20 protein-coding genes are annotated in these 26,177 nt (G+C 65.2%); 15 read left to right on the top strand and 5 right to left on the bottom strand.

The genetic code is table 11. From position 1 onward, the window contains the following. Positions 1–15 precede the first annotated feature (15 nt). The 3 genes from RD110_RS17425 (at position 16) to guaD (ending at position 4,174) form a co-directional block, all read left to right on the top strand. Entirely contained in the window at positions 16–1,566 is a 1,551-nt protein-coding gene (locus tag RD110_RS17425; RefSeq protein ID WP_076205186.1) for a trypsin-like serine peptidase, read from the top strand. Positions 1,567–1,671: 105 nt separating this feature from the next. Continuing rightward, positions 1,672–2,775, top strand: coding sequence for a BMP family ABC transporter substrate-binding protein (locus tag RD110_RS17420; RefSeq protein ID WP_076200644.1), 1,104 nt, complete (start codon positions 1,672–1,674; stop codon positions 2,773–2,775). 115 nt (positions 2,776–2,890) lie between these two features. Beyond that, entirely contained in the window at positions 2,891–4,174 is a 1,284-nt protein-coding gene (gene guaD, locus RD110_RS17415; protein ID WP_076200643.1) for a guanine deaminase, read from the top strand. A gap of 49 nt (positions 4,175–4,223) precedes the next feature. Here the strand turns inward: guaD and RD110_RS17410 are convergent, their stop codons facing one another. The 4 genes from RD110_RS17410 to RD110_RS17395 form a co-directional block, all read right to left on the bottom strand. Next, positions 4,224–4,475: a PAAR domain-containing protein gene (locus tag RD110_RS17410; protein ID WP_076200641.1), complete on the bottom strand. Its 252-nt coding sequence runs from the start codon at positions 4,473–4,475 to the stop codon at positions 4,224–4,226. Positions 4,476–4,496: 21 nt separating this feature from the next. Next, complete coding sequence (locus RD110_RS28070; protein WP_239467297.1) at positions 4,497–5,702, bottom strand: T6SS immunity protein Tli4 family protein; 1,206 nt, start codon at positions 5,700–5,702, stop codon at positions 4,497–4,499. A gap of 167 nt (positions 5,703–5,869) precedes the next feature. Further along, on the bottom strand, positions 5,870–7,828 hold the full coding sequence (locus RD110_RS17400) for a lipase family alpha/beta hydrolase (RefSeq protein WP_239467058.1): 1,959 nt from the start codon (positions 7,826–7,828) through the stop codon (positions 5,870–5,872). Then, on the bottom strand, positions 7,825–10,521 hold the full coding sequence (locus RD110_RS17395; protein ID WP_076200639.1) for a type VI secretion system Vgr family protein: 2,697 nt from the start codon (positions 10,519–10,521) through the stop codon (positions 7,825–7,827). The genes RD110_RS17400 and RD110_RS17395 overlap by 4 nt, the downstream gene beginning before the upstream one ends. 324 nt (positions 10,522–10,845) lie before the next feature. Here RD110_RS17395 and RD110_RS17390 point away from each other — a divergent pair, with 324 nt between their 5' ends. The 9 genes from RD110_RS17390 (at position 10,846) to RD110_RS17350 (ending at position 20,805) form a co-directional block, all read left to right on the top strand. Next, positions 10,846–11,382: a deoxycytidylate deaminase gene (locus RD110_RS17390; protein ID WP_076200638.1), complete on the top strand. Its 537-nt coding sequence runs from the start codon at positions 10,846–10,848 to the stop codon at positions 11,380–11,382. A 199-nt stretch (positions 11,383–11,581) separates the two neighbouring features. Next, positions 11,582–12,469: a MurR/RpiR family transcriptional regulator gene (locus tag RD110_RS17385; protein ID WP_239467057.1), complete on the top strand. Its 888-nt coding sequence runs from the start codon at positions 11,582–11,584 to the stop codon at positions 12,467–12,469. Positions 12,470–12,476: 7 nt separating this feature from the next. After that, the gene (locus RD110_RS17380; protein WP_076200636.1) at positions 12,477–13,460 is read left to right on the top strand and encodes an isoaspartyl peptidase/L-asparaginase family protein; all 984 of its coding nucleotides are present in this window, start codon (positions 12,477–12,479) and stop codon (positions 13,458–13,460) included. After that, complete coding sequence (locus tag RD110_RS17375) at positions 13,457–15,328, top strand: dipeptide ABC transporter ATP-binding protein (RefSeq protein ID WP_076200635.1); 1,872 nt, start codon at positions 13,457–13,459, stop codon at positions 15,326–15,328. The genes RD110_RS17380 and RD110_RS17375 overlap by 4 nt, the downstream gene beginning before the upstream one ends. Before the next feature lie 40 nt (positions 15,329–15,368). Next, entirely contained in the window at positions 15,369–16,904 is a 1,536-nt protein-coding gene (gene gsiB / locus RD110_RS17370; RefSeq protein WP_076200634.1) for a glutathione ABC transporter substrate-binding protein GsiB, read from the top strand. A gap of 172 nt (positions 16,905–17,076) precedes the next feature. Beyond that, positions 17,077–17,997 carry a glutathione ABC transporter permease GsiC gene (gene gsiC / locus RD110_RS17365; RefSeq protein ID WP_076200633.1) on the top strand — a complete coding sequence of 307 codons (921 nt, stop codon included), beginning with the start codon at positions 17,077–17,079 and terminating at the stop codon, positions 17,995–17,997. Between the two features lie 11 nt (positions 17,998–18,008). After that, positions 18,009–18,914 carry a glutathione ABC transporter permease GsiD gene (gene gsiD / locus RD110_RS17360; RefSeq protein WP_076200632.1) on the top strand — a complete coding sequence of 302 codons (906 nt, stop codon included), beginning with the start codon at positions 18,009–18,011 and terminating at the stop codon, positions 18,912–18,914. After that, positions 18,883–19,977 (top strand): DmpA family aminopeptidase, encoded by a 1,095-nt coding sequence (locus RD110_RS17355; protein WP_076200631.1) that lies wholly within the window; start codon positions 18,883–18,885, stop codon positions 19,975–19,977. Before gsiD ends, RD110_RS17355 begins: the two co-directional genes overlap by 32 nt. Positions 19,978–19,989: 12 nt before the next feature. Continuing rightward, positions 19,990–20,805, top strand: coding sequence for a M55 family metallopeptidase (locus RD110_RS17350; protein WP_076200630.1), 816 nt, complete (start codon positions 19,990–19,992; stop codon positions 20,803–20,805). A gap of 32 nt (positions 20,806–20,837) precedes the next feature. Here RD110_RS17350 and RD110_RS17345 read toward each other — a convergent pair whose 3' ends face one another. Further along, positions 20,838–22,052: an adenylate/guanylate cyclase domain-containing protein gene (locus tag RD110_RS17345; protein ID WP_076200629.1), complete on the bottom strand. Its 1,215-nt coding sequence runs from the start codon at positions 22,050–22,052 to the stop codon at positions 20,838–20,840. A 245-nt stretch (positions 22,053–22,297) separates the two neighbouring features. Here RD110_RS17345 and ypfJ point away from each other — a divergent pair, with 245 nt between their 5' ends. From ypfJ to pnp, 3 genes are all read left to right on the top strand, one after another. Continuing rightward, entirely contained in the window at positions 22,298–23,167 is an 870-nt protein-coding gene (gene ypfJ, locus RD110_RS17340) for a KPN_02809 family neutral zinc metallopeptidase (protein ID WP_076200628.1), read from the top strand. 281 nt (positions 23,168–23,448) lie between these two features. Next, the gene (rpsO, locus tag RD110_RS17335; RefSeq protein ID WP_076200627.1) at positions 23,449–23,715 is read left to right on the top strand and encodes a 30S ribosomal protein S15; all 267 of its coding nucleotides are present in this window, start codon (positions 23,449–23,451) and stop codon (positions 23,713–23,715) included. Between the two features lie 228 nt (positions 23,716–23,943). Continuing rightward, positions 23,944–26,079 carry a polyribonucleotide nucleotidyltransferase gene (pnp, locus tag RD110_RS17330; protein ID WP_076200626.1) on the top strand — a complete coding sequence of 712 codons (2,136 nt, stop codon included), beginning with the start codon at positions 23,944–23,946 and terminating at the stop codon, positions 26,077–26,079. Positions 26,080–26,177: the final 98 nt, after the last annotated feature.

Raw genomic sequence — 26,177 nt, 5'->3', positions numbered from 1 at the left:
CGAGACAAAAACAACATGCAGATCTGGCTTCTGGGTTCGGTGGCGGCGCTGGTGCTCAGCGCTTGCGGAGGGGGGAGCGGTGGCGGAAGTTCGGACACGAGCGCCTCCGGTGGCAGCACCGGCGGGGCTACGGGCGGCAGCACAGGCGGCAGTTGCGTGGCCGCATCGACGCAGGTGCCCTCGGCCGTGGACCGCGTGGAGGCGCGCGCGCGCAGCCTGACGCTGGCCAGCAGTGGCGACGTGAGTCCGATGAAGGCGCGCGAGGTGCAGTCGCCCCGCGCACGGCTGGTGGCGTTGGCCGAGGTGGCTCCGGCCAAGCTCGCGGCCGAGACCACGTCCTCCGGCCTGCGCGGTGCGCCGCGCAAGATCGGCTTCGCGCGCAGCCTGCCCGACACCACGCTGGACTGGCAGACCCTGGCCGATGGCCGGCGCGCGGCTTCGATCAGCATCAGTTCGCCCTCGGCCCAGGGCCTGCGCCTGGGCCTGCTGGTGCGCAGCCTGCCGGCCGATGCCACGGTGCGCGTCTATGCGCAAAGCGCGAGCACGGGCTTCGAACTGCCCGCCTCCGAAATCCTGCAGGCGCTGAAGGCGAACGCCGCGGGCGGCGCCAGCGGCGACACGGCCAACACCTACTGGCTGCCGGCCGTGCTCGGTGCGGAGGCCACGGTCGAAGTCAGCCTGCCCGCCGGTGCCGACACCGCCAAGGTGGACGTCGCCGTGCCCCAGCTCTCGCACCTGTTCGCGCTGCCCGATGGCACGGATGCGGCCGGCGACACGGCGGGCGCCGGCATCACCGCCAAGATCGGCGAGGCCGGGAGTTGCGAGATCGACGCGGCCTGCAACACCGATTACCAGGCCGAGAGCAATGCCGTGGCGCGCATCGTGTTCGTGCAGGGCGGCTCGGCCTTCCAGTGCACCGGCACGCTGCTCAACGACAACCTGAACAGCGGCACGCCCTACCTGATCACCGCCAACCATTGCATCTCGACGCAGGCTTCGGCATCCTCGTTGCAGTCGTACTGGTTCTACCGCGCGCCGAGTTGCGGTGCCGGCACGCTGAATCCGGCAGCCACCCTGCGCACCGGCGGCGCCACGCTGCTGTACGCCAGCGCGAGCACCGACACCTCCTTCATGCGGCTGAACGAAGCGCCGCCCTCGGGCGCGGTGTTCGCAGGCTGGTCGGTCAGCGCACCGGCGCTGGCCGCCACCGTCGGCACGCTGCACCATCCCGAAGGTGATCTGCTCAAGCTCAGCACCGGCACGGTCAAGTCCTACCAGAATTGCAGCCTGTCCAGCGGCGGCACCTCGCTGACCTGCACCGGTACCGCACAGTCGAACAGCGGTTTCCTCGATGCGCTGCTCACCAGCGGCAGCACCGAGGAGGGCAGCAGCGGCGCCGCGCTGTTCCAGACCATCGGCACGTCGCGGTACGTCATCGGGCAGCTGTACGGCGGCAGTTCGAGCTGCAGCCTGCGGTCCGGCAGCAACATCTACGGCCGCTTCGACGCGGCCTACAACGCCGCGCTCAAGCAGTGGCTGGCCGCCACCACCGTGCCGACCTGCTAGGCCGTCGCAGCCCGCCCATCGCCCGGGCGGTTAAAATCCCAACCGAATCAAGCCGCTGCCCGCGGCTTTTTTCATCTCCATTCCAGGGCCATGTAGAGGACTACCATGTATAAAAACCTCGCCGCCACGCTCGTGGCCGCCTGTTTGTTTTCTCCCGTTTTCAGCCAGACCCCCGCGCCCGCACAGCCGCCGGCCGCCACGCCGCTCAAGGCCGCTTTCGTCTACGTGGCGCCGCTCACCGACATGGGCTGGGTGCACCAGCACGACGAAGGGCGCAAGGCCGTCGAGGCCGCGCTGGGCGCACGGGTCCAGACCACCTACGTGGAGAACGTGGCCGAGGGGCCGGATGCCGAACGCGTGATCCGCGACCTCGCGCAGCAGGGCAACCAGCTGATCTTCACGCCGAGCTTCGGCTACATGGAGCCCACGCTCAAGGTGGCGCGCGAATTTCCCGGCGTGAAGTTCGAATCCGTCACCGGCTACAAGACCGCGGCCAACGTCGCCGCCGCCAACGCGCGGTATTACGAAGGCCGCTACCTCGCGGGCATCGCCGCCGGCCGCATGACCAAAAGCCATGTCGCCGGCTACGTTGCGGGCTTCCCGATTCCCGAGGTGCTGCAGGGCATCAACGCCTTCACGCTCGGCCTGCGTTCGGTGGATGCCAAGGCCACCGTGAAGGTGGTGTGGCTCAACGCCTGGTTCGACCCGGCGCGCGAACGCGACGCCGCCATGACGCTGTTCAACCAGAACGTGGACGTGATCGCGTTCCACACCGGCTCCAACGCGGTGATGGCGGCGGCGCAGGAGCGCGGCAAGCTGGCCATCGCCTACCACTCCGACATGCGCCGCATCGCCCCCGACGCCCAGCTGCTGGCCGTGACGCACGAATGGGGCGGCTACTACACGCGCCGCGCACAGGCCGTGATCGACGGCAGCTGGAAGCCGGGCAGCGTCTGGGGCGGTGTGAAGGAAGGCATGGTACGCGTCGGCGATTTCGGCAGCCAGGTGCCGGCCGCCGTGCAGAAGGAAGTGCTGGCGCGCCAGGCCGACATCGCCGCCGGCCGGCTGCAGCCGTTTGCCGCCACGACCGTGCCGCTGCGCGACAACACCGGGAAAACCGTGGTTGCGGCCGGCGCGGCGCTCACCGACGCGCAGATCCTCGGCATGAACTGGCTCGCAGAAGGTGTTTTGGGCGGTCTGCCGAATTGAAGCGCCCCGAGAAAGGGCGGCGGAGAAGAGGCGACCTGCGCCATCCGGCAGCGGCGATACCGGATATCCGCGCCGACGCATCCGGCCGGCCCGGCTTTTGCGTAAGCTCGGGGCCATGAAAGCCTACCGCTCCGCCATCCTCCGTTTTGCCCAGGACCAGTCCGCCATCTACGAGGCCGATGGGCTGCTGGTGGTCGGGCCCGACGCCGCTGGCACCCAGGTGGTGCAGGCCGTGGGCGACTACCAGGCGCTGATTGGCGGTTTTCCGGGATTGGCCGTCGAACACCTGCCGGGCCGCATCATCGCGCCGGGTTTCGTGGACATGCACATCCACTACCCGCAGACCGATGTGATCGGCGCGCCCGCCGACGGTCTGCTGCCCTGGCTCGAGAACTACACCTTTCCGCACGAGAGCCGATTCGTGGATCCGGCCTATGCGGCCGAGGTGGCGACCTTCTTCGTGGACGAACTGCTGCGCAACGGCGTAAGCACGGCACTGACCTTCGCCACCTCGCACCCCGGCTCGGTCGATGCGCTGTTCACCGAGGCGCAGCAGCGCCAGCTGCGCCTGATCACCGGCAAGGTGCTGCAGGACCGCCATTCGCCTGACGGCGTGCGCGACCAGACCGAGCAAAGCCTCGTCGACACCGAAACGCTGATCCGCCGCTGGCATGGCGTGGACCGCCTGGGCTATGCCATCACGCCGCGTTTCGCGCCGACCAGCACCGAGGCGCAGCTGCGTGGCGCGGGCGAACTCGCCGCCCGGTACGGCGACGTGTGGATCCAGTCGCACGTCGCCGAAAACCTCGGCGAAGTCGCCTGGGCGCGTGAACTGTTCCCGGCCTCGAGGAGTTACCTCGCCACCTATGCGGATTTCGGCCTGATGCGCGAACGCGCCGTCTACGCCCACTGCATCCACTTCGACGACGACGACCGCGCACTGATGCGCGACACCGGCACCGTGGCCGCGGTGAGCCCGACCAGCAACCTGTTCCTCGGCAGCGGCTTTTTCGACTACGTCGGCGCCGACCGCGTGGGTTTCAGGTACGGCCTGGCCAGCGACGTCGGCGGCGGCACGAGCTTCAGCCCGTTCCACACCATGCTGGCCGCCTATTACGTGGGGCGGGAGGGCCAGACCAAGACCGGCCTGTCGCTCAAGCCTCAGCAACTCTGGTGGCAACACACGGCCGGGGCGGCGGCGGCGCTCGGGCTGGACGGTGTGGTCGGCAACCTGCAGCCGGGCGGCGAAGCCGACTTCGTGGTCATCGATCCGAAGGTGACGCCGCTGCTGGCGCGCAAGACGTCTCAGGCCGAAACGCTGGACGAACTGCTGTTCGCCATGATCGTGCTCGGCGACGACCGGCTGATCGAACGCACGGTGATTTCGCAGGCTGGGTAGAACAGGCCGGTCAACCGACGGCGCCGTGGGCAGCCGTGGCCCCTTGGGTTCAGATGGACGACACCAGCCGGGCGCCGCAGGCGGTGAGGTCCCCGTCGTACGCGCAAGGCAGCCCCAGGTGTCGCGCGCCCGCACCATCGGGCGTGATCGCGAAATCCGCCTTGCATTGGGGGCAATGTGTCATGTCGCCCTGACGCGCGGCGGGAATACCCAGCACGGCAGGCCCGGTCGCCGAGATGACACGGCCACCGTGCGAGGTGCTGTCACCGAGCCGTGCGACACCGCGTCCTTCATGTTTCATGGTCGGACTCCCGGCACATGCTCAGAACCGGTTCACGCTGGAATACTTGCGGCCGTTGTCGTCGAGCTCGGCCACCCAGACCATGCGTGCCTTGTGGTAGAAGGCCGGCTCGGTGACGAGGAGCTCGCTGAACATCGAGCCCGCGCGCTCGGCCGATGGTGGCTGCTTCTGCAGGTAGGCCTGGTAGGGATAGGCCGGGTCATCGACCACCAGCTTGTAGTAGCCGTCTTTCGGGCAGGGCTGGTCGCGGTACCACACCACCGGCTTGGGCGCAGGCGGCGGGCTCATCGGGCTGCTGGGCTGGGCGTAGTAAGAGCCTTCGGGCGCGCCGGGCACCTGCACGCGGAACTTCAGGCCGGAGAGCAGCCTGTCCCACAAGGCCACGGCCTCGTCGTCGGTGAGCGACGCCTGGCTGGCGGCACCAACCGTGTTGTGCGCGACCTTGCTGTACATGTGCGCGCTGTACTCGGAGGGGTTGGCGACATCCTTGGGCGTACCCACGAACGCCCATTCGAAATCGTGCGTGCCATCCTTGCGCTTGATCAGCGACTCCTCGCCATGCCAGTGCTGCACGTCGCGCTTGCCTTCGCGCAGGACAGTGCGGCTGGGGTAAAAGGGGCCTTGGGCGTCCTGGGCGCTCTTGATGCGATTGAGCAGGGAGAGCTTGGGGCGGTAGGCATCGAAGTTGTCGTAATCGGCGTAGGCGTCCTTGTTGGAGCTGATGGAGAAGTTGATGTCTGGTAGGCTGGGTATGAAGATGCCCGCGCTGACCATTTCCTGATCGGCATAGCGGTTGTCGGGGATGAATGCTTCTTCAATGCAGAAGCCGGGCTCCCGTGGTGTCTGATCGGCAGACCTAAGGATTAAAGAACTTGCAAGATATGCTTGCTGTTCCAATACTGATAAATCAGTGTCTCTGCCATACCATCCCGTAATGAATGTGACATCACCTCGATTAATATATGTTCTAGTGCTTAGGAGGCTGGGTGGCTCCTTTGCAAATTCGTCTTCATAAAAACGGATCTGCCAACTCCCTTTTACCGGCCCAGGCTTATTTGAAACTATTTCAGCCGTTTTATCTTTAATTTTTATATCTTCTATATCTCTTGCAAGGCGTTTGTTGGCTGCTGCCACTCCTCCGTGAAGCACATCGATAGTTGCGGGGAAATGTGCCGGGCCCCAAACCAACTCGGCCTCGACTGGAATTTCCAGCGCATAACGCCCCATGCAAACCAGCTTTGTTCGTGCAAATAGCTGCTGTAGTCGCGGGCTCAGTTTGACTGCTTCAGGCATGGCAGATTCCTTTTTGTACGAGTAATTAGTTGGCGTTGCGCAAGCTTGCAGAAGTAGGCCGAGTGCCAGAGACGTGCCTAGCATTTTTAGACGTTGCATGATCAATCCCATTTGTCGTTCTTCGCAATCTGCACGATGGCGTAAAGCGTCGAAGCGGCGACCTGGCCGTCCGCGTAGCTGTTTTGGTGTTCGTAACCAGACTTATCTATGCCGTGCTCGAAACAGTTATCACTGACGATGTGTCTTGCAGAGCGTTCCGAAGGCACGGTTTCATCACCCGCTTCTGCAGCATGTTGGCGCTGCAAGGTGAGTACACGGCTACCGGCCTGCACTGTGAGTGTTTTCAAGCCGTCGTCCGTCAGCAGTGTCCAGGTGCTTGCAGCCGGCAGCGGCGTGCCGTTATCCGTTTCCAAACCGGCGATAACCCTGAAGACCACCGTGCCATAACATTTGCGGTTTGATGAAGCGCACCAACTGGCGTACGTGTTAGGGTGGAATGTCTTCTCAATGGTATTAGAAAATTTGTAAGCGGCCTTGAGTCGTTTGTATGCCTTATCCACTGCATCTATGAATTTTATTTTTAATGGATTCCCCGGATTCACCCATTTCGGATTAATTAACCGCCACCAAGCATCCGCAGGCTGCGTATAAATCGCCTCCACCGGCGTCTGTGGCGCATCCGTGCGCATATCAGGCCAGCTCGCCAATTCGACGCCCGCTGGGTCCACGACCCGCAGCCATTTCTCGCCATAGGCTTTCGCCGGCAACAGTTCCAGCGGCCCCGGTGCATTGGCCAAGATGGCTGTGGCGTGTTCTCCATTCGGGGCGAGGACTTCCGACATCACTCGATCTGCGAAACTGAGGATGGGCCGCTCGTCCTCCCGAAAACCGAAGCGCAGGCGCTTGTAGGCCGTGGCGGCGCCCAGCGTGGGCATCACGCTGTGGTACACGCCCAGGATGCTGTCCTGCAGGTTGCCATAGTCCGGATGGACCACCGCACGGGCCACCAGGCCACCCATGCTGTGGGTGACGATGATGACCTTTTTGCAGTCGAAGCCGCGTTCGACATAGCCTTTGATCAAACCCTTGATGCGCTCGGCGATTTTCTTGCCGGAAACGCCATTGCTCTGCAGCCAGTTGTAGCCCATGGCGTGCACCGGATACCAACACTGCGCGATCTTGCGCAGGTCGGCCTCCGTGATCGGTTCGCTGCCGAACAAGGCGCCGAAATCCTTCGGATTCTTGCCCAGGATCAACAAAGGATCGGGTGGTGGCTGCACACTCGATTCGCCGTCCTTGGGCGGCTCCGGTGGCTTCTCCTTCCAGTTATCGGCCAGCTTGTGATCGACGATCATGTTATTGAGCTGGCGCTCGATTTTTTTCAGAATCTCCCCATACGAGCCATCGAAAAGGATTTCGCTCCAGCCGCGCCAGCGTGCTTTCTGCGCGGCGGATTCCACCGCACGGTCTTTCGTCAGCGCGTCGGCGTCTTCAGGCGGTTTCTGCGCGGTGGTGAGCAAAGGCGGGATGGGCGCCAGGCTGTTTCGCACGTTCTGGTGCTGCGCATCCGATTGCTTGGTGAGGAGGCCGTCGGGGTCGAAGCGACCCTGGTTTTCCGTGTATTTGTAGATGTCGACCTCGGTTTCCTCGGGGTCGAAATTGAGTTGGCGTTGCGCCGGGGTCGCTTCTCTGAACCAGCCGCCGTACCCGGCACTGAACACCGCGGTTTCGAACGGGCCAATGTCGTCGGCTTTCCAGGCCTTGTCATCCTTGCGATCCAGTTCCTTCTGCCGCTTTTTCGTCATGCGCAAATTGCTGCCCATGACACCGGGCAGGAACACGATGGGAATGACCTTCTTGGGCGGCACCGGCAGATCGTGGATGACCTTGTCAGCCGTGGGTGTCAGCCATACCGTGTACTCCGCCCAGCCGCCGACGCTCTGTGTGAACTGGCCCGCGTGGTTGCCGTGTTCGTTGAGGGTTTCTTCGTTCGTTGCCATGCGTGCCTGCCTGCTGGAGTGAAAGTCGACTTGTGCTGCCTTGCCATGCGGCCAGTTCATGGGAGTTCCCCTCTGTAGCGAACCGTGTACCGCACCAAGTCCGGGCTTTTTTGCAGCGGTGTTTTGCCGTCCGTGCCTGTCTTGCCATCCACGATGTTTCCGTCGTCGCGCAGTAGATCGAATGCCACCTTGCTGGCGGGTTGGCCGTCCGCATCCAGAAACCGCACCTGCTGGTCGAAGTTGCTGGTGCGCATGGTGTTGAAGTGCTGCGAGATGGTCTTCGGCGCCAATGTCTCCAGGCTGCCATTGAAGAGCACGGGCGATGCGGTGAAGAACTGCGTCTGGTCGCTGATCTCCAGCATGCTGGTGCCACCGTACAGCCTGATGCCTTTCTTGCCCTTTAGGTCGATGTAGTCGGTCTGGCTCATCAGGGCCAGCACCTTGTGGGCGACCAGTTCGATGCCATCGCTTTGCGCCTGGATGGAAATCTTGCCCGCCGCGGCCACCAGCTTCATGCCGGCCCGTTGCACGAAGAGGGCGAATTTGTCGACCACGCTGGCGAACCATCCGCCGCCGGCCGCGATGGACAGGTGCTCGCCGCTACTCAACTGCGTGTGCTGGCCGCTGGCGATGTGCGTGCTTTGCGGCGTGCTGCTGGTGATGCCGGCGGGGCTGGCCAGCACCAGGTGCGGCGCCGTGAACTCGCCTTGGGCCGTGCCGTCCCCGGCGATGTTCTGGTTCTGCGCCTTTACGGCCCCGAGCACCTCGTTTTGGTCGGCGCCCCCGGCCTGTGCTTCGTGCCGCTGCGCCGCCGCCGTGATCTGCTCCAGCAACTCGCGGGCCTCGCGCAGTCTTTGGACCGTCGCGTCGATTTCCTTGATGTGATTTTGGGCGCCGGCATGGCGTTCGGTGCTGATCAACAGCCCAGCCTGGGCGCGCACGGCGCCGTGCCCTTCGGTGCCCAGCTCGAAACCCTCGCCGCGGGCTTCCTTGCGTCCGGCGTTGTCGTCGATGCGGGTGATGTGGCCAAGGCTCAGCCCGCTGTTGCGATGGTCGCTCTTGAGCTGGGCCTGGATCTTCTGGGCGGTGTCGTCCAGCACCAGGTGGTTGCTGCGGCCGGCAGAGCTGTTGCCGCCCTCGGGCGCCAGTTCCCGGCTGCGAAATCCGCTGAGCGCCGACTGGCCCGGCAAGGCCCATGGCGGCAGGTTGTGCTGGTTGTAGACCCGACCGGTGCAAACCGGCAAGTCCGGATCACCCCCGATGAAATCGACGACGACTTCCTGGCCGATGCGTGGAAGCTGCATCGCGCCCAACTGGTTCCCTGCCCAGGGCGAAGTCACGCGCACCCAGCAACTGCTGTTCTGGTTTCTCTCGCCGACCCGGTCCCAGGGGAACTGGATCTTGATGCGGCCCAGTGCGTCGGTCCACAGGTTCTGCCCCGGCGGGCCGACGACGAGCGCTACCTGCGGTCCGTGGCTGAAGGGCTTGGGTTGCGTCAGCGCGGGTCGCAGCATCTCCGACATGGGGTGCGCGGTGAAGTCCACCTGGACCGTCCATTGCTGGTGGCGGCCACGCGCGGCGTCTTTGATCTGGCTGTCCTGCGCGACGTCTTCGATGAGGAAGCTGGTGTCCAGGATCAGGTATTCGACGTTGGCCTTTTGCCGTGGGTGGCCTTGCAACCCGAAGAAGCAGCCCGGCGCCATGCCGCGCAGGTTGCCGCTGGCGCGGGCGCGTGCGCCATGGGTGCGCAAGGCCTGCATGCGCATGACGGCGAAGTTGCGTCCTTCTTCCTGCGGGTCGTTCGCTTGCGCATCGCCTGATGACCCCGCTCGTGCTGCGCCCGCGCACGGCTGAGCGTAGTGGCTGCCGCCCAGGCTTGCATGCCACTGATACACCTCGCCCCCAGCCTGACCCGTAGGCCTGGGCTCGCTGCGGCTGGCAGAAAGGTCTGCGCGGGGTCGGGTGTAGTCGTAATCTCGTGTGGTGTAGCGCCCGCTGGTCAGCTCGCTGTGCGGCACGAAACTGCTGATGTACTCGGCGTCCGTCTTCCAGCCGGGCGGGTGGTAGTCCACACTTCGATAGGCTTCACTCGCGCTATGCTGGAACGCGCCCATGTTGTCGATGAGCACCAGGCGGTGCTTGCCTTCGCTGTGCGCGAAGAAGAAATTGATGCCGTTTTCCTGTGTCAGGCGCAGGAAGAAGGCGTAGTTCGTTTCGTTGAACTGCGTCTGGAAGTCGCGTGGCGCGTAGGTTTCGATCAGCCTCTTTTCGACAGGGAAAGGATAGTCGGCCAAGAGTTCATCGAGCAGTTCGACCACCGTCTTGTTCTGGAAGATCCTGCAGTCGGTGTCCAGCGTGGCCAGATGCAGCCATGGCCGCAGCACGAGCCGGTATTGCACGTGCCGGCCTTCCTCGCCCCAGAGGCTGGCCTTGGTGATGATCGCATTGATCTGCCGATGGCCTGCGCCACGATGGGACGTGTCGGCACCCACCGCGCCCGCCAGGAACTGACCAGCGCCATCGAGCTCGATGCTGCAACTGATCTCACGGCCGACGAAGCCGTTCAGGTCCCAGTCGGCGCCGCCGCTCGCCCCAAGGTTCAGGGCATCCGGTGTCTTCAGGATGAGCTCGTATTCGAAAAGGGTATTGATGCCCTCGTTGCCCGCCAGCCTGACGGCTTGGAGTGCGGGCTCGCCCATGAGCAGCGGGATCGCGGGACTTGCGACCGTCAAGGTATGCGACGAAGGTTTCATGGTGGACTTCCTGGCTTTCGGCCGTCCGACTCGCTCAGCCCGGCCTGCGCGCTCTAGTATGGAAGTCCAGCACGGTGTCGGTAGGGCGGATCGCGCAAATGCTTACATTAAGGTGGCTCAAGTCACAAATAATTTCCTGTATGGTTTGCGCGATGGGCGAATTGGGGATTTGACTGGTGCGGAATGTGCGCCGATGTGCATCGCTGTCCGTCGAGTGGCTCAGCGCGCCAGCATCCTGGCGGGTTCGGCCGCAGCCCATGCACGCGCGTGCCATCGGGCATACTCGAAGCCCGGCAACGCGGCTTCATTGGCGTCGATCTCTCTATGGAAAATGTTTCCCTCATCCGCTGGCACTCCATGTTCATGGGCGTGGCCCTGCTGGCCGCGGCGCGGTCCAAGGACGCGCGCAAGCGCAACGGAGCCTGCGTGGTCAGCCCGGACAACAAGATCGCCGGCGTGGGCTACAACGGCCTGCCGCGCGGCTGCTGCGACGACGACCCGGCGTATTGGTCGGACGACGACAGCGACCCGCTGCATTCGCGGCACAGCTACATCGTGCACGCCGAGGTCAACGCCATCCTCAACTGCGTGGTGCTGCCGCTCACAGGCTTCACCATCTACGCCACGCAGTTCCCGTGCCCCAAGTGTGTGCAGTCCATCATCCAGGTCGGCATCCGGCGCGTGATCTACCTCGAAAAGAAGCCGCACCAGGCGCGCGTCAACGAAGCCTCGCTGAAGATGCTCAACGACGCCGGCGTGGCGGTGGAATCGCTGGCCGACGTAGAGCCCGATTCCGCGCAGTGGAGCACCGAATTGGCGAGCTTCATCGCGTCCTCCACTTCCGGCGTCGCGCCACAGTAAACAAGCCAAAACAGGTCCCGGTGCTGATCAATTCAGCATGGGGTGCTATCGATTTGATATCGGATGAGGCTTTGACGCGCAGCGCTGTAAATTGGCTTACATTTTGCTTGTAGAAATAAATTAATATTTTCAGCGAAGGGTGGGCTTCCCGATGGTGCAGAAAGCGCAGGTTTGGAGTGGCAGGTTCGCCGGCGTGGGGGTGTTGGACCTCATCGCCAAGGCGCATCCGCGCCTGACGCCGGCGCACCGCAAGATGGCCGACCACGTGTTGCACAACCCGTTCCGCGCGGCCACGCTGATGATCGAGGAGTTCGCCGACGAGGTCGGCGTTTCCGTGGCCACGGCAAACCGTTTCGCGCGGGCGCTCGGCTTCGACGGCTATCCGCAATTCCGTGCCGAGCTGGCCAAGGGTTACGAATCCACACTCGCGCCGGTGGAGCGCATGCGCCAGGAACTGCAGCGGCCGTCGAGCTGCCTGTCCACCATGGCCACCACGCTCGAGGAAGATGAACACAACCTCGCGGCCACACGCCAGTCGCTGAGCGCCGCGGTGTGCGACAGCGCCGTCGATGCCATCCTGCAGGCGCGGCGCGTGCTGGTGCTGGGCTTCGGCGCCAGTGCTTACCTCGCGGGGCTGTTGCAGCACGGGCTGGACCCTTATTGCGCGACCGTGCAGGTGCTGGCATTGGCCGGCGGCCCGACCCACGCGGCGCGGCAACTGTCGCGCGCCCAGGCGGGCGACCTGGTGATCGCCATCGCCTTTCCTCGGTATCTGGACGACACCGTGCGCCTCTCCGCGCTGGCCTGCGCGCAGGGCGCCCAACTGCTGGCCATCACCGATGCCGCCACTTCGCCCCTCGTGCCGCTGGCCGGCGTGGTGTTGTACGTCCGCGCGAACCGCCAGTTCGCCGCCACCTCCAATGCGAGTGCGCTGGCCATGATCGAGGCGCTGTGTGCGGCCGTGGCCTACCGTGCCAGCGATGCGCTGGGCGCGGCGCAGCAGCTCACGCAATCGGTGATGCCATGGCTTTATCTTGAACCAACGGCCGCGGGCAAGACGCGCGCGGCCGGCCCAGCAAAGAACTGATTCACCCATGCAGCCCACCCCCCTCATTGCCATCCACGGCGGCGCCGGCACCATCCTGCGTTCGGCCATGAATACCGAACTCGAGCAGCGTTACAACGCGGCGTTGCAGGGCATTCTCGAGGCCGGCGCGGCCATGCTGGCCACCGGTGCGCCAGCGATCGACGCCGTCACCGAAGCCGTGCGGCTGCTCGAGGAATGCCCGCTGTTCAACGCCGGCAAGGGCGCGGTCTACACCGCGGCCGGCGGCCATGAGCTCGATGCGAGTGTGATGGATGGCGCCACGCTGGCCGCCGGCGCGGTGGCCGGCCTCACCCGGGTGCGCAACCCGGTGCTGGCCGCACGCGTGGTGATGCGGCACAGCGGCCACGTGTTGATGATCGGCCCCGCGGCGCAGGATTTCGTGGCGCAGCACGGCATCGAGATGGTCGATCCGAGCTGGTTCGACACCCCCGAGCGTTTCGCGCAGTTGCAGCGCGCGCAGCAGGCCGAGGGCGGCATGGTGCTCGACCACGACGGCGCCACGGCATTGGCGAAAGACGCCGCGCCGATCGATCCGGACCGCAAATTCGGCACCGTCGGCGCCGTGGCGCTGGACGCGCAGGGCCACCTGGCCGCGGCCACCTCCACCGGCGGCATGACCAACAAGCGCGTGGGCCGCGTGGGCGACACGCCGGTGATCGGCGCGGGCTGTTACGCCAACGATCGCGTGGCCGTATCCTGCACCGGCTCGGGCGAGATGTTCATCCGCGCCGTGGCCGCCTACGACGTGTCCGCGCTGATGGCATACGCCGGCCTGTCGCTCGAGCAGGCCACGCGCCGCGTGGTCGACGAAAAGCTCATGCGCATCGATGGCCGCGGCGGCCTGATCGCGGTGGACGCACGCGGCGAGGTGAGCATGCCGTTCAACACCGAAGGCATGTACCGCGGTTATGCGCGCGTGGGCCAGGCGCCGGTCTACGCCATCTACGGCGACGCGGAGTCGGCGCTTTGACCGCCAGTGCCATCGACGGCCGCCGCGTGCTCGAGGTGCGCGACCTCAGCGTGCGCTTCCAGACCCGCGAACGCGTGGTGGACGCCGTGCGCAAGCTCTCCTTCGACGTCGAGGCCGGCCAGACACTCGCCATCGTCGGCGAATCGGGCTCGGGCAAATCGGTGTCCTCGCTGGCCATCATGCGGCTCATCGAACAGGGCGGCGGGCGCATCGCCAGCGGTGTGCTGAATTTCACGCGGCCGGGCGGCCGCACACTGGACCTGGCGCAGGCCAGCCAGGCCACGATGCGCGGCATCCGCGGGGCCGACATCGCGATGATCTTCCAGGAGCCGATGACCTCGCTGAACCCGGTGTTCCCGGTCGGCGACCAGATCGCCGAATCGATCCGGCTGCACCAGGGTGCGAGCCGCGCCGCCGCGCGCGCCGAGGCGCTGCGCATGCTCGACCTGGTGCGCATTCCCGAGGCCAGGAACGTGCTCGACCGCTATCCGCACCAGCTCTCGGGCGGCATGCGCCAGCGCGTGATGATCGCCATGGCGCTGTCGTGCAAGCCCTCGCTCCTGATCGCCGACGAGCCGACCACCGCGCTGGACGTGACCATCCAGGCGCAGATCCTCACGCTGATCCGTTCGCTGCAGCAGGAGATGCACATGGGCGTGATCTTCATCACCCATGACATGGGCGTGGTCGCCGAGGTGGCCGACCGGGTGCTGGTGATGCTCAAGGGCGACAAGGTGGAAGAGGGCGCATGCGAGGCCATCTTCCGCGCGCCGCAGCACGCCTACACGCGCGCGCTGCTGTCCGCCGTGCCCAGGCTCGGCGCGATGCAGGGCACGGACCTGCCGGCGCGTTTCGGCCTGCTGACGCTGGACGCCGATGGCGGGTCGCATCAACCCGCGCCAGCGCTGGCCGCGAGCACGGTGCAGGCCGACGAACCCCCGGTGTTGCGGGTGCAGCAACTGGTGACGCGGTTTCCGGTGCGCAGCGGCGTGCTCGGTCGCGTGACGCGGCGCGTGCATGCCGTGGAGCAAGTCAGCTTCGATCTTCAGCCCGGCGAGACGCTGTCGCTGGTGGGCGAATCCGGTTGCGGCAAGTCGACCACCGGCCGTTCCCTGTCGCGCCTGGTGGACATCACCAGCGGCCGCGTCGAGGTGGCCGGGCGCGACATCGCGGGTCTCTCTGGCAAGGCGCTGCAGGCGCTGCGGCGCGACATCCAGTTCGTGTTCCAGGACCCGTTCGCCTCGCTCGATCCACGGCTCACGGTGGGCTTCAGCATCATGGAGCCGCTGCTCGTGCACGGCGTGGCCAGCGGGCAGAAGGCGCAGGAGCGCGTGGCCTGGCTGCTCGAGCGCGTGGGCCTGCCGCCCGATGCGGCGCAGCGTTATCCGCATGAATTCTCCGGCGGCCAGCGCCAGCGCATCGCCATTGCGCGTGCGCTGGCGCTCAACCCCAAGGTGGTGATCGCCGACGAATCGGTGTCGGCACTGGACGTGTCCATCCGCGCGCAGATCGTCAACCTGCTGCTCGACCTGCAGCGCGAATTCGGCATCGCCTTCCTGTTCATTTCGCACGACATGGCCGTGGTGGAACGCGTGAGCCACCGCGTGGCGGTGATGTACCTCGGCCAGATCGTGGAGATCGGCCCGCGCCGCGCGGTGTTCGAGAACCCGCAGCACGCCTACACGCGCCGGCTGATGTCGGCCGTGCCGGTGGCGGATCCGGCGCGCAGGCATGTCGGACGCGAACTGCTGTCGGGCGAGATCCCGAGCCCGATCCGCGCGCTGGACGACCTGCCGACGGTGGCGCCGCTGGTGCAGGTTGGCCCGGGGCATTTCGTCGCGCGGCATGCGGTCGGCGGTGCGTATTGATATTTTCCGGCCCTCTTTTCGACAACTCTGGAGTTCTTGCATGAAACACACCCTGACCAAACTATCCACCGCGCTTGCCGTGAGCCTCGTGCTGGCCCCCAACGCCTTCGCCGCCAAGGACGTGGTCGTGGCGGTGCAGTCCAACTTCACCTCGATGGACCCGTATGACGCCAACGACACCTTGTCGCAGGCCGTGGCCAAGTCGTTCTACCAAGGCCTGATGGGTTTCGACAAGGACATGAAGATGGTGCCTGTGCTGGCCGAGAGCTTCACCGCCGCCAAGGACGGCCTGAGCTATACCTTCAAGCTCAAGAAGGGCATCAAGTTCCAGGACGGCACCGACTTCAATGCCGAAGCCGTGAAGGCCAACTTCGACCGCGTGACCAACCCGGACAACAAGCTCAAGCGCTACACCCTCTACAAGAACATCGCCAAGACCGAAGCCGTCGACGCGAACACGGTGAAGTTCACGCTGGCCGAACCGTTCTCGGCCTTCGTCAACACGCTGGCCCATCCGTCGGCCGTGATCATCTCGCCGGCCGCGCTGCAGAAGTTCGGCAAGGACATCGGGCGCAATCCGGTCGGCACCGGCCCGTTCAAGTTCGTCGAATGGAAACAGACCGACTACATGAAGGTCGAGAAGTTCGCCGGCTACTGGCGCAAGGGCTATCCCAAGGTGGACACCATCACCTGGCGTCCGGTGGTCGACAACAACTCGCGCAGCGCCATCATGCAGACCGGCGAGGCCAATTTCACCTATCCGCTGCCCTACGAACAGGCCGAGCTGCTGAAGACCAAGCCCAACCTCGAAGTCACGGCCGCACCGAGCATCGTGCACCGCTACATCTCGCTGAACACGCAGCAAAAGCCCTTCGACAACCCCAAGGTGCGTGAAGCCCTGAACTACGCCATCAACAAGGAAGCCCTGGTGAAGGTGGTGTTCGGCGGCTATGCCATCCCGGCCGAAGGCGTGGTGCCGAAGGAGGTGGCGTTCTCCACCAAGCTCGGCCCCTGGCCGTACAACCCGGTGAAGGCGCGGGAACTGCTCAAGGAAGCCGGCTACCCGAACGGATTCGAGACCACGCTGTGGTCGGCCTACAACTACACCACGGCGCAGAAGCTGATCCAGTTCGTGCAGCAGCAGTTGAGCGTGGTCGGCGTCAAGGCCCAGGTTTTGGCGCTCGAGGCCGGCCAGCGTGTCGAGAAGGTCGAGAGCTGGCAGGATCCGGCCACCGCACCGGTGCGCATGTACTACGTGGGCTGGTCGTCTTCGACCGGCGAGGCGGATTGGGCGATGCGTCCGCTGCTGGCTTCCGAGTCCTTCCCACCCAAGTCCTTCAACACCGGCTACTACAAGAACGACGCCGTCGATGCCGACATCCAGAACGCACTGAAGACGGTGGACGTGGCGCAGAAGACCAAGCTCTACGCCGATGCGCAGCAACGCATCTGGAAGGACGCACCCTGGATCTTCCTGGCCACGGAACAACTGCTGTCGGCACGCACCAAGAGCCTGAACGGCTTCTACATGATGCCCGACGCCTCGTTCAACTTCGATGAAATCGAATTGAAATAGGCGCACACCCAGGCTTCGCGCACTTCGTGTCGCTTTCACCAACCCCCGCTTCGACAAGCTCAGCACAGGCTTGCAGGGGGGCGAACCCTGGGGCCCGGCGAAGCCGGTTCCCTGGGTTCCCTGGAAAAGTCCGATCCGTGCGTTACCCGAAATCCAGGCTTAGCCTCTTTACATGCTCAACTACATTCTCAAGCGCCTGCTGGGCCTGCTGCCCACCTTGCTGATCGTGGCGGCATTGGTGTTCCTGTTCGTGCACCTGCTGCCGGGCGATCCGGCGCGCCTGGCGGCCGGCCCGGAGGCCGACGCCGAAACCGTGCGCATCATCCGCGAAGACCTGGGGCTGGACCTGCCGCTGCACCAGCAGTTCTGGCGCTTCATCAGCAACGCGGGGCAGGGTGATTTCGGCACCTCGCTGCGCAGCAAGCGCCCCGTGTCCACCGAGATCGCCGAGCGCTTCATGCCGACCTTGTGGCTCACCGTGGCGGCGATGGGCTGGTCGGTGCTGCTCGGCCTGGTGATCGGCACGGTATCGGCGGTGTGGCGCAACCGCTGGCCCGACCGGCTGGGCATGACGCTGGCCATCACCGGCATCTCGTTCCCATCGTTTGCGCTCGGCATGCTGCTGATGCAGATGTTCTCGGTGCACCTCGGCTGGCTGCCCACGGTGGGCGCGGACACCTGGAAGCACTACATCCTGCCTTCGCTCACGCTGGGCGCGGGCGTGGCGGCGGTGATGGCGCGCTTCACGCGCTCGTCCTTCATCGACATCCTGAAGGAAGACTACGTGCGCACCGCGCGGGCCAAGGGCCTGAACGAGTTCGTGGTGGTGACCAAGCACAGCCTGCGCAATGCCTTGATCCCGGTGGTCACCATGATGGGCCTGCAGTTCGGCTTTCTGCTGGGCGGCTCCATCGTGGTCGAGAAGGTGTTCAACTGGCCGGGCATGGGGCGCTTGCTCGTCGACTCGGTGGAGATGCGCGACTTCCCGGTCATCCAGGCCGAGGTGCTGTTGTTCTCGCTCGAATTCATCCTGATCAACCTGGTGGTCGACGTGTTGTACGCCGTGATCAATCCCACCATCCGCTACAAATAACATAGCTGCCCATGCAATTATCCTCTGCGCCAGAAGCCGATTTGGTTCATAAGCCCGCGTCGGAACGCGTGCGCACGCCGTGGAGCGAGTTCTGGCGCAAGTTCAAGGACCAGCACGTGGCCCTGGTCGCCGGCGGCTTCGTGCTGCTGCTGGTGCTGGTCGCCCTGGTGGCACCGTGGATCGTGCCCTTCGACGCCGAGAACTTCTTCGACTACGACGCGCTCAACAGCCCACCCACCGCCACGCACTGGTTCGGCGTGGACTCGCTGGGCCGCGACATCTTCAGCCGCATCCTGATGGGCACGCGCATCTCGCTGGCCGCCGGCTTCATCTCGGTGGCGGTGGGCGCGGTGATCGGCACGGCGCTGGGCCTGCTCGCCGGCTATTACGAAGGCTGGTGGGACCGCATCGTGATGCGCATCTCGGACGTGCTGTTCGCCTTCCCCGGCATTCTGCTGGCCATCGGCATCGTGGCCATCCTCGGCAACGGCATGGTCAACGTGATCTTCGCGGTGGCCATCTTCAGCATTCCGGCGTTTGCGCGGCTGGTGCGCGGCAACACGCTGTCGCTGAAGCACCTGACCTACATCGAGGCCGTGCGCTCCATCGGCGCCTCGGACTGGACGATCATCACGCGGCACATCTTCCCGGGCACCATCTCCTCGGTGGTCGTCTACTTCACCATGCGCATCGGCACCTCGATCATCACCGCGGCCAGCCTGTCCTTCCTCGGCCTGGGCGCGCAGCCGCCCACGCCGGAGTGGGGCGCGATGCTCAACGAGGCGCGCGCCGACATGATGACCGCGCCGCACATGGCCATCTTCCCCAGCCTGGCGATCTTCCTCACCGTGCTGGCCTTCAACCTGCTGGGCGACGGCCTGCGCGATGCGCTGGACCCGAAGCTCGAGCAGAAATAGCGTGTCGCCCGCCGTGCGCATCGGCGAGCTGCCCAGCGGCCCGCTCGGCACCATCAGCGACGTGTCCGGCGTCACGGTGGGCCACTGCACCCTGGCCGACGGCCCGGTGCAGACCGGCGTGACCATGGTGCTGCCGCATCCGGGTGATGCGGGCGACCTGTTCATGCACAAGGTGCCGGCCGGCGCGGCCGTGATCAACGGCTTCGGCAAGAGCACGGGCCTGATGCAGGTGCAGGAACTCGGCGTGCTCGAATCGCCGATCGCGCTCACCAACACCTTCGCGGTGGGCACGGTGGCCACCGCCCTGATCCGTGCCGCCGTCGCCGCGCAGCCCGGCATCGGCCGCCAGCTGCCGACGCTGAATCCGCTGGTCTTCGAATGCAACGACGGCTACCTCAACGACCTGCAGGCCTTCGCCGTGACCGAGGCCCACGCGCTACAGGCGCTGGCCGATGCAAAGGCCGAATTCGCCCAGGGCGCGGTGGGGGCAGGGCGCGGCATGAGTTGCTTCGGACTCAAGGGCGGCATCGGCTCGGCGTCGCGGCTGGCGCGCACGCCGGTGGGCGCGTTCACCGTCGGTGCCCTGGTGCTGGCCAATTTCGGCCGGCCCGCGGCGCTGACGCTGGCCGGGCGCCGCATTGGGCCGGCGCTGGTGCAGCGTCTGGCCGAACGCAACGACGCCGCGGAACGCGGCTCCATCATCCTGCTGGTCGCCACCGACGCGCCGCTCGACGCACGCCAGTTGCGCCGCGTGGCGGTGCGCGCGGGCGCCGGCCTGGCGCGCACCGGCTCCGACTACGGCCACGGCAGCGGCGACATCGCGCTGGCGTTTTCCACGGCGACCACCGTGCCGCAGAACAGCGCGGGCCGGCTGCAACACGCCGCGCTGCTGCACGAGAGCCTGCTCGATCCCCTGTTCGCCGCCACGGCCGAAGCGACCGAGCAGGCCATCGTGAACGCGCTGTTCGCGGCCGTCTCCGTGACCGGCCGCGACGGCCACCGGCGCCTCGCCTTGAACGAACTCGCGCCGGACTGGCTGGCGCTGATGCAGGCTGCGGCCTGAAGGACCCCATCCATGAAGATTCTGATTTCCGTCGATATCGAAGGCGTGGCCGGTGTGTTCCATGTCGAGCAGACCCGTGCCGGCAACGCCGAATACGAGCGCGCCCGCCGGCTGATGACGGCCGAGGCGAATGCCGCCATCCGCGGTGCGTTCGCCGGCGGGGCCAGGGAGGTGCTCGTCAACGATTCCCACGGCGGCTTTCGCAACCTGCTGCCCGACGAACTCGACCCGCGCGCGCGCACCGTGCTCGGCAAGCCGCGTGTGCTGGGCATGATGGGCGGCCTGGAGGAGGGCTGCGACGGCGTGTTCATGATCGGCTACCACGCACGCGCGCAAAGCCGCGGCGTGCTGGCCCACACCATCAACAGCTTCGCCTTTGCGCGCGTCTGGCTGGGCGGCGAGGAGCTCGGCGAGGCCGGCCTCTACGGCGCACTCGCGGCCGAACTCGGCGTGCCGGTGCTGCTGGCCAGCGGCGACGACGTGTTCCAGGCGGAGACGCAGCCGCTGTACCCGCGGGCGCGCTTTGTCGTCACCAAGCAGGCGCATGGCCACGCGAGCGGGATTTCAGTCTCGCCATCGGCGGCCTGCAGCGCCATCGAGGCGGCGGCGCGCGAAGTGCTCCAGGCGGGCACCGCGCCGCCGGCGCCGCGCCAGGGCCCGTTCCAGTGCCGGCTGCAGACGCAGGGGCCCGGCATGGCCGACCTGTTCGCCATCCTGCCGGGGCTGGCGCGTGTGGACGGCGTGACCGTGGCCTTTGCCAAGGATTCGGTGGCGGACGTGGTCCGCACGCTCAACAGCCTGTCGGCCATGTCGGCCATGCTCCGGTGACGGAATAGCGTGGATGGCCGCGGTCCGGCGGGTCAGCCCTGGCCCCGGATCGCCTCGATGGCCTTCTGCAGGTCGGCGACGGCACGATCGCGCGTGGTCCCGTTCATCTTGTCGAGGTCGATCGCGAGCCGCAGGCCGGGGTAGTGCTGGTTGAGCGTGTCGCCTTCCGCCTCGGCCGGATGGTCGATGCCGCGCAGCATGAAGCAGCGGATCTCGCGCGACACGCCCTTGGCGCTCAGCGGCTGGCCTTCCTCGGTTTCGAATTCGTCCTTGATGAGCGCATAGGTCTCGTACGACATCAGGACGCCGTCGGGCTCGCCGTTCTGCTCCAGCCGCGCGGCCAGGTTCACCTCGCTGCCGATGACGGTGTAGTCCATGCGCTGGTCGCTGCCGAAATTGCCGACGTTGCAAAAGCCGGTGTTGATGCCGATGCGCACCTGAAACGGCTGGCGGTAGCCCTTGTCGCGCCAGACGCGGCGCAGCTCGTGCATGCGCCGCTGCATCGCCACGGCCATGCGCACGCACTGCAGCGCGTCTTCCTGCACGCCGCGGGTCTCGGGGTCGCCGAAGAAGATCAGGATGGCGTCGCCGATGAACTTGTCGATCGTCGCGCCGTATTCGAGCGCGATCTTCGACATCTCGGAGAAGTAGCTGTTGAGCAGATACGTCATGTCCTCGGGCTGCATGTGTTCCGAGGTCTGCGTGAAATCCTTGATGTCGGAGAAGAAGATGGTGAGCTTCTTGCGCACGGCGTTGATCGACACGTCCCGCGCGCCTTCGAAGATCGACTTGTAGACCTGTGGCGACAGGTACCGCGAGAGTTTCTGCGACAGCGATTGCAGCATGGCCGTGCGCACGTTGAGCGCGATGTGGTTGTGCACCCGCGCCAGCAGGATCGGCGGGCTGATGGGCTTGGTGATGTAGTCCACAGCGCCGAGCTCGAAACCCTTTTCCTCGGCTTCCTCGTCCGACTTGGCGGTGAGGAAGATCACCGGGATGTCGCGCGTGGCCGGATTCGCTTTGAGCCGGCGGCAGACCTCGTAGCCGTCGATCTGCGGCATCATGATGTCGAGCAGGATCAGATCCGGTGGATTCGCCGAGGTCGCAATGGACAGGCCTTTTTCGCCATGGTTCACCACCTTCACGCGGTAGGTGTCCTTCAGCAGCGCGGCCATCAGCGTGAGGTTGTCGGCTGTGTCGTCCACCACCAGCACCGTGGGTTTTTCTGCGAATCCAAGAATGTTCATTTCTCAACTCCGCCTGCGAGGCAATGGTGTCCGGACCAACGAGGCATGCCTCCGGGCAAGGCATGTTGCAACGGCAGCGCAAATATCATCCTACACTTGTTACATAAATGCGTTGAATTGACCCTCTGCCTGCCGCGGAGATGACTGGCCCGCTGTGTGACCGCGGGGCGGTGTCGTATGCAGTCGTGTCGCCCGTGTACCCGGGCTGGCGCGTTACCATCCTGCATCCACTGCGGGAGACAAGCATGAAATGGGAAGGCAATCGGGAATCGGACAATGTAGAAGACCGGCGTGACGGCGGCGGGGGTGGCGGCTTCATCGGCGGGCGCAGCATCGGCGTGGGCACCATCGTGGTGGCGCTGGTCGGCGGGTGGATCTTCGGCGTCAACCCGTTGACCATCCTGGGTCTGCTCAGCGGTGGTGGACCGGCGCCGCAGACGCAACAGGCGCCGGCGCATGCGCCTCCGGCGGATGACCGCATGGCCAAATTCGTCTCGACCGTGCTGGCCGACACCGAAGACGTATGGACCGGCGTGTTCGCCCAGGCCGGCGGCAAATACGTCGATCCGAAGCTGGTGCTGTTCCGCGGCGCGATTCCCACCGCCTGCGGACAGGGCCAGTCGGCGATGGGGCCGTTCTATTGCCCGGGTGACCAGAAGGTCTACATTGACCTGGATTTCTACCAGACGCTGAAGAACCAGCTCGGTGCGCCCGGCGAATTCGCCCAGGCCTATGTGATCGCTCACGAGGTCGGCCACCATGTGCAGAACCTGATGGGCATCAGCGCCAAGATGGACGAGATGCGCGGCCGGGTCAGCCAGGTGCAGTACAACGCGCTGAGCGTGCGGCTCGAACTCCAGGCCGACTGCTTCGCCGGTATCTGGGCCAACAAGGCCCAGGCCTCGCGGCAGATCCTCGAAAACGGCGACATCGAATCGGCGATGAATGCCGCGGCCAAGATCGGCGACGATGCCTTGCAGCGCTCACGCGGCGGAGCCGTGGTGCCCGACAGCTTCACCCATGGCACGAGCGCCCAGCGCCAGCGCTGGTTCAGCACCGGTTTCCAGACGGGCGCGGTGAAATCCTGCGACACCTTCAGCGCCCGGCAAATCTAACAAAGTCAGCTCGCCACAAAATTTACACGCATCTTGACAGACGCCGCTGCCCGATCCAGAGACACCGCGGAACTGGCTTTGCCAGGCCGCTGGTGTCGCCCCCTGCAAGGGGGTGAGAGCTACACGGAGTGAGCGACCTGGGGGTGTACCTCCATCCAGGCTATAATCCACAGGCTTTGCATTTCGCAGAGCGCACGTCAGCCGCAATTCCGGTGGCCGACGCAAGTGAAAACCTGGGCCTGTGCACCACCTGCCATCGGCCCACAAACCCTGGATAAAACATGATCGCATCCTCCATCAAGGCCGAAGTCGTCAAGGCCAACGCCCGCAGCGCTTCCGATACCGGCAGTCCTGAAGTGCAAGTCGCACTGCTGACCGCCCGCATCAACGAACTGACCCCCCATTTCAAGACGCATGCCAAGGATCACCACGGCCGCCGCGGCCTGCTGCGCATGGTGAGCCGCCGCCGCAAGCTGCTCGACTACCTGAACGCCAAGGACCACGACCGTTATACGGCCCTGATCGCCAAGCTTGGTCTGCGTAAGTAAGCACTGAGTCCATACAAAGCGCCTGAGTTGGTTGACTAGATCTAGTTGACTGACTGAGGCGCTTTTTGATTTTCGACATTCCGGAGCCGACGACAGACGACGCGCTGTGTCATTCCATAAGAAATTGCCAGCCGGCGATCTCTTCTGGAATGGCATCGTTTTCGGTCTTCTCTCTGGCCCACGCGACCCGGGTTGGGTTGCATTTCCAGAACTGAACAGGAGATTCACATGACGATTTTCAACAAAGTCAGCAAGACGTTCCAATGGGGCAACCACAAGGTCACCATGGAAACCGGCGAGATCGCTCGCCAGTCCACCGGCGCCGTGCTGCTGGACATGGAGGGCACCGTGGTGCTGGCCACCGTGGTCGGCAAGACCGAAGGCAAGGCCGGGCAGGATTTCTTCCCGTTGACCGTCGACTACCTCGAGAAGACCTATGCCGCGGGCAAGATTCCCGGCAGCTTCTTCAAGCGCGAAGGCCGTCCAAGCGAATTCGAAACGTTGACCAGCCGCCTGATCGACCGCCCGATCCGCCCGCTGTTCCCGGAAGGTTTCTTCAACGAAGTGCACGTCGTGGTGCACACGCTGTCGCTCAATCCTGAAGTCGACGCCGACATCGCCGCCATGATCGCGGTGAGCGCGGCCCTGTCCGTGAGCGGCCTGCCGTTCAACGGCCCGATCGGCGCGGCCCGCGTGGGCTACGTCAACGGCGAATACGTGCTGAACCCTGGCCAGACCGCGCGCAAGGATTCGATCCTCGACCTGGTCGTTGCCGGTACCGAAGCCGCCGTGCTGATGGTGGAATCCGAAGCCCAGCAGCTCAGCGAAGAAATCATGCTCGGCGCCGTGGTGTTCGGCCACCAGCAGGGCAACATCGCCATCAACGCGATCCACGAACTCGTGCGCGACGCCGGCAAGCCGGTGTGGGACTGGAAGCCGGCCGCCAAGGACGAAGTCCTGATCGCCAAGGTGCGTGCGCTGGCCGAGGAAAAGCTCGCCGCGGCCTACCAGATCCGCAACAAGCAAGCCCGCACCCATGCCTGCCGTGAAGCCTACACCTGGGTCAACAAGGGCCTGAAGGCAGAAGGCGTGGAATTCGACGCCGTGGCGGTCGAAAGCATGCTGTTCGACATCGAAGCCAAGATCGTGCGCAGCCAGATCCTGGCTGGCGAACCCCGCATCGACGGCCGCGACACGCGCACCGTGCGTGCCATCGAGATCCGCAACAGCGTGCTGCCGCGCACCCACGGTTCGGCACTGTTCACGCGCGGTGAAACCCAGGCGCTGGTCGTGACCACGCTCGGCACCGAACGCGACGCGCAGCGCATCGACGCGTTGGCCGGCGAATACGAAGACCGCTTCATGCTGCACTACAACATGCCTCCGTTCGCCACCGGCGAAACCGGCCGCGTGGGCACGCCGAAGCGCCGCGAAATCGGCCACGGCCGCCTGGCCAAGCGCGCGCTCGTCGCGGTGCTGCCGACCAAGGAAGAATTCCCCTACACCATGCGTGTGGTGTCCGAGATCACCGAATCCAACGGTTCCTCGTCGATGGCTTCGGTCTGCGGCGGCTGCCTGTCGCTGATGGACGCCGGCGTGCCGATGAAGGCCCACGTGGCCGGCATCGCCATGGGCCTGATCAAGGAAGACAACCGCTTCGCCGTGCTGACCGACATCCTGGGTGACGAAGATCACCTGGGCGACATGGACTTCAAGGTGGCTGGTACCACCAACGGTATCACCGCGCTGCAGATGGACATCAAGATCCAGGGCATCACCAAGGAAATCATGCAGGTCGCCCTGGCCCAGGCCAAGGAAGCGCGCATGCACATCCTGGGCAAGATGCAGGAAGCCATGAGCGAGGCCAAGACCGAAGTCTCGAACTTCGCGCCGCGCCTGTTCACCATGAAGATCAACCCGGAGAAAATCCGCGACGTGATCGGCAAGGGCGGCGCCGTGATCCGTGCGCTGACCGAGGAAACCGGCACGCAGATCAACATCGAGGAAGACGGCACGATCACGATCGCTTCGGCCGATCCAGCCAAGGCCGAGGAAGCCAAGCGCCGCATCGAGCAGATCACGGCCGAAGTCGAGATCGGCAAGGTCTACGAAGGCCCGATCACCAAGATCCTGGACTTCGGCGCACTGGTCAACCTGCTGCCAGGCAAGGACGGCTTGCTGCACATCAGCCAGATCGCGCACGAGCGCGTCGAGAAGGTCACCGACTACCTGAGCGAAGGCCAGATCGTGAAGGTCAAGGTCATGGAAACCGACGAAAAGGGTCGCATCAAGCTGTCGATGAAGGCGTTGCTCGATCGGCCGGCCTTCAGCCAGTCCCAGCCAGCCCAAGAGCCTCAGTCCTGAGCTTCGGTGGCCGGCCCCGTGGAGGTGGCCGCCCCCGGCATTGGCCGGGTCGGCGGGTCTCCACGGAATTTCGACATCCCTGACTTTTAGCCTGGATC

It is taken from the genome of Rhodoferax koreense, assembly GCF_001955695.1.
GTDB classification, from domain to species: domain Bacteria; phylum Pseudomonadota; class Gammaproteobacteria; order Burkholderiales; family Burkholderiaceae_C; genus Rhodoferax_B; species Rhodoferax_B koreensis.
This window is presented reverse-complemented; position numbering and strand designations above follow the sequence as displayed.

Bases quoted from the DNA above. Each gene is read 5' to 3' on its own strand.
- pnp (WP_076200626.1), top strand. From the start codon at position 23,944: ATGACGATTTTCAACAAAGTCAGCAAGACGTTCCAATGGGGCAACCAC.
- rpsO (WP_076200627.1), top strand. From the start codon at position 23,449: ATGATCGCATCCTCCATCAAGGCCGAAGTCGTCAAGGCCAACGCCCGC.
- RD110_RS17380 (WP_076200636.1), top strand. From the start codon at position 12,477: ATGCAGCCCACCCCCCTCATTGCCATCCACGGCGGCGCCGGCACCATC.
- ypfJ (WP_076200628.1), top strand. From the start codon at position 22,298: ATGAAATGGGAAGGCAATCGGGAATCGGACAATGTAGAAGACCGGCGT.
- RD110_RS17390 (WP_076200638.1), top strand. From the start codon at position 10,846: ATGGAAAATGTTTCCCTCATCCGCTGGCACTCCATGTTCATGGGCGTG.
- gsiD (WP_076200632.1), top strand. From the start codon at position 18,009: ATGCAATTATCCTCTGCGCCAGAAGCCGATTTGGTTCATAAGCCCGCG.
- guaD (WP_076200643.1), top strand. From the start codon at position 2,891: ATGAAAGCCTACCGCTCCGCCATCCTCCGTTTTGCCCAGGACCAGTCC.
- gsiB (WP_076200634.1), top strand. From the start codon at position 15,369: ATGAAACACACCCTGACCAAACTATCCACCGCGCTTGCCGTGAGCCTC.
- RD110_RS28070 (WP_239467297.1), bottom strand. From the start codon at position 5,702: ATGGGGCGTTATGCGCTGGAAATTCCAGTCGAGGCCGAGTTGGTTTGG.
- RD110_RS17420 (WP_076200644.1), top strand. From the start codon at position 1,672: ATGTATAAAAACCTCGCCGCCACGCTCGTGGCCGCCTGTTTGTTTTCT.
- RD110_RS17350 (WP_076200630.1), top strand. From the start codon at position 19,990: ATGAAGATTCTGATTTCCGTCGATATCGAAGGCGTGGCCGGTGTGTTC.
- RD110_RS17355 (WP_076200631.1), top strand. From the start codon at position 18,883: ATGCGCTGGACCCGAAGCTCGAGCAGAAATAGCGTGTCGCCCGCCGTG.
- gsiC (WP_076200633.1), top strand. From the start codon at position 17,077: ATGCTCAACTACATTCTCAAGCGCCTGCTGGGCCTGCTGCCCACCTTG.
- RD110_RS17425 (WP_076205186.1), top strand. From the start codon at position 16: ATGCAGATCTGGCTTCTGGGTTCGGTGGCGGCGCTGGTGCTCAGCGCT.
- RD110_RS17410 (WP_076200641.1), bottom strand. From the start codon at position 4,475: ATGAAACATGAAGGACGCGGTGTCGCACGGCTCGGTGACAGCACCTCG.
- RD110_RS17345 (WP_076200629.1), bottom strand. From the start codon at position 22,052: ATGAACATTCTTGGATTCGCAGAAAAACCCACGGTGCTGGTGGTGGAC.
- RD110_RS17400 (WP_239467058.1), bottom strand. From the start codon at position 7,828: ATGAACTGGCCGCATGGCAAGGCAGCACAAGTCGACTTTCACTCCAGC.
- RD110_RS17395 (WP_076200639.1), bottom strand. From the start codon at position 10,521: ATGAAACCTTCGTCGCATACCTTGACGGTCGCAAGTCCCGCGATCCCG.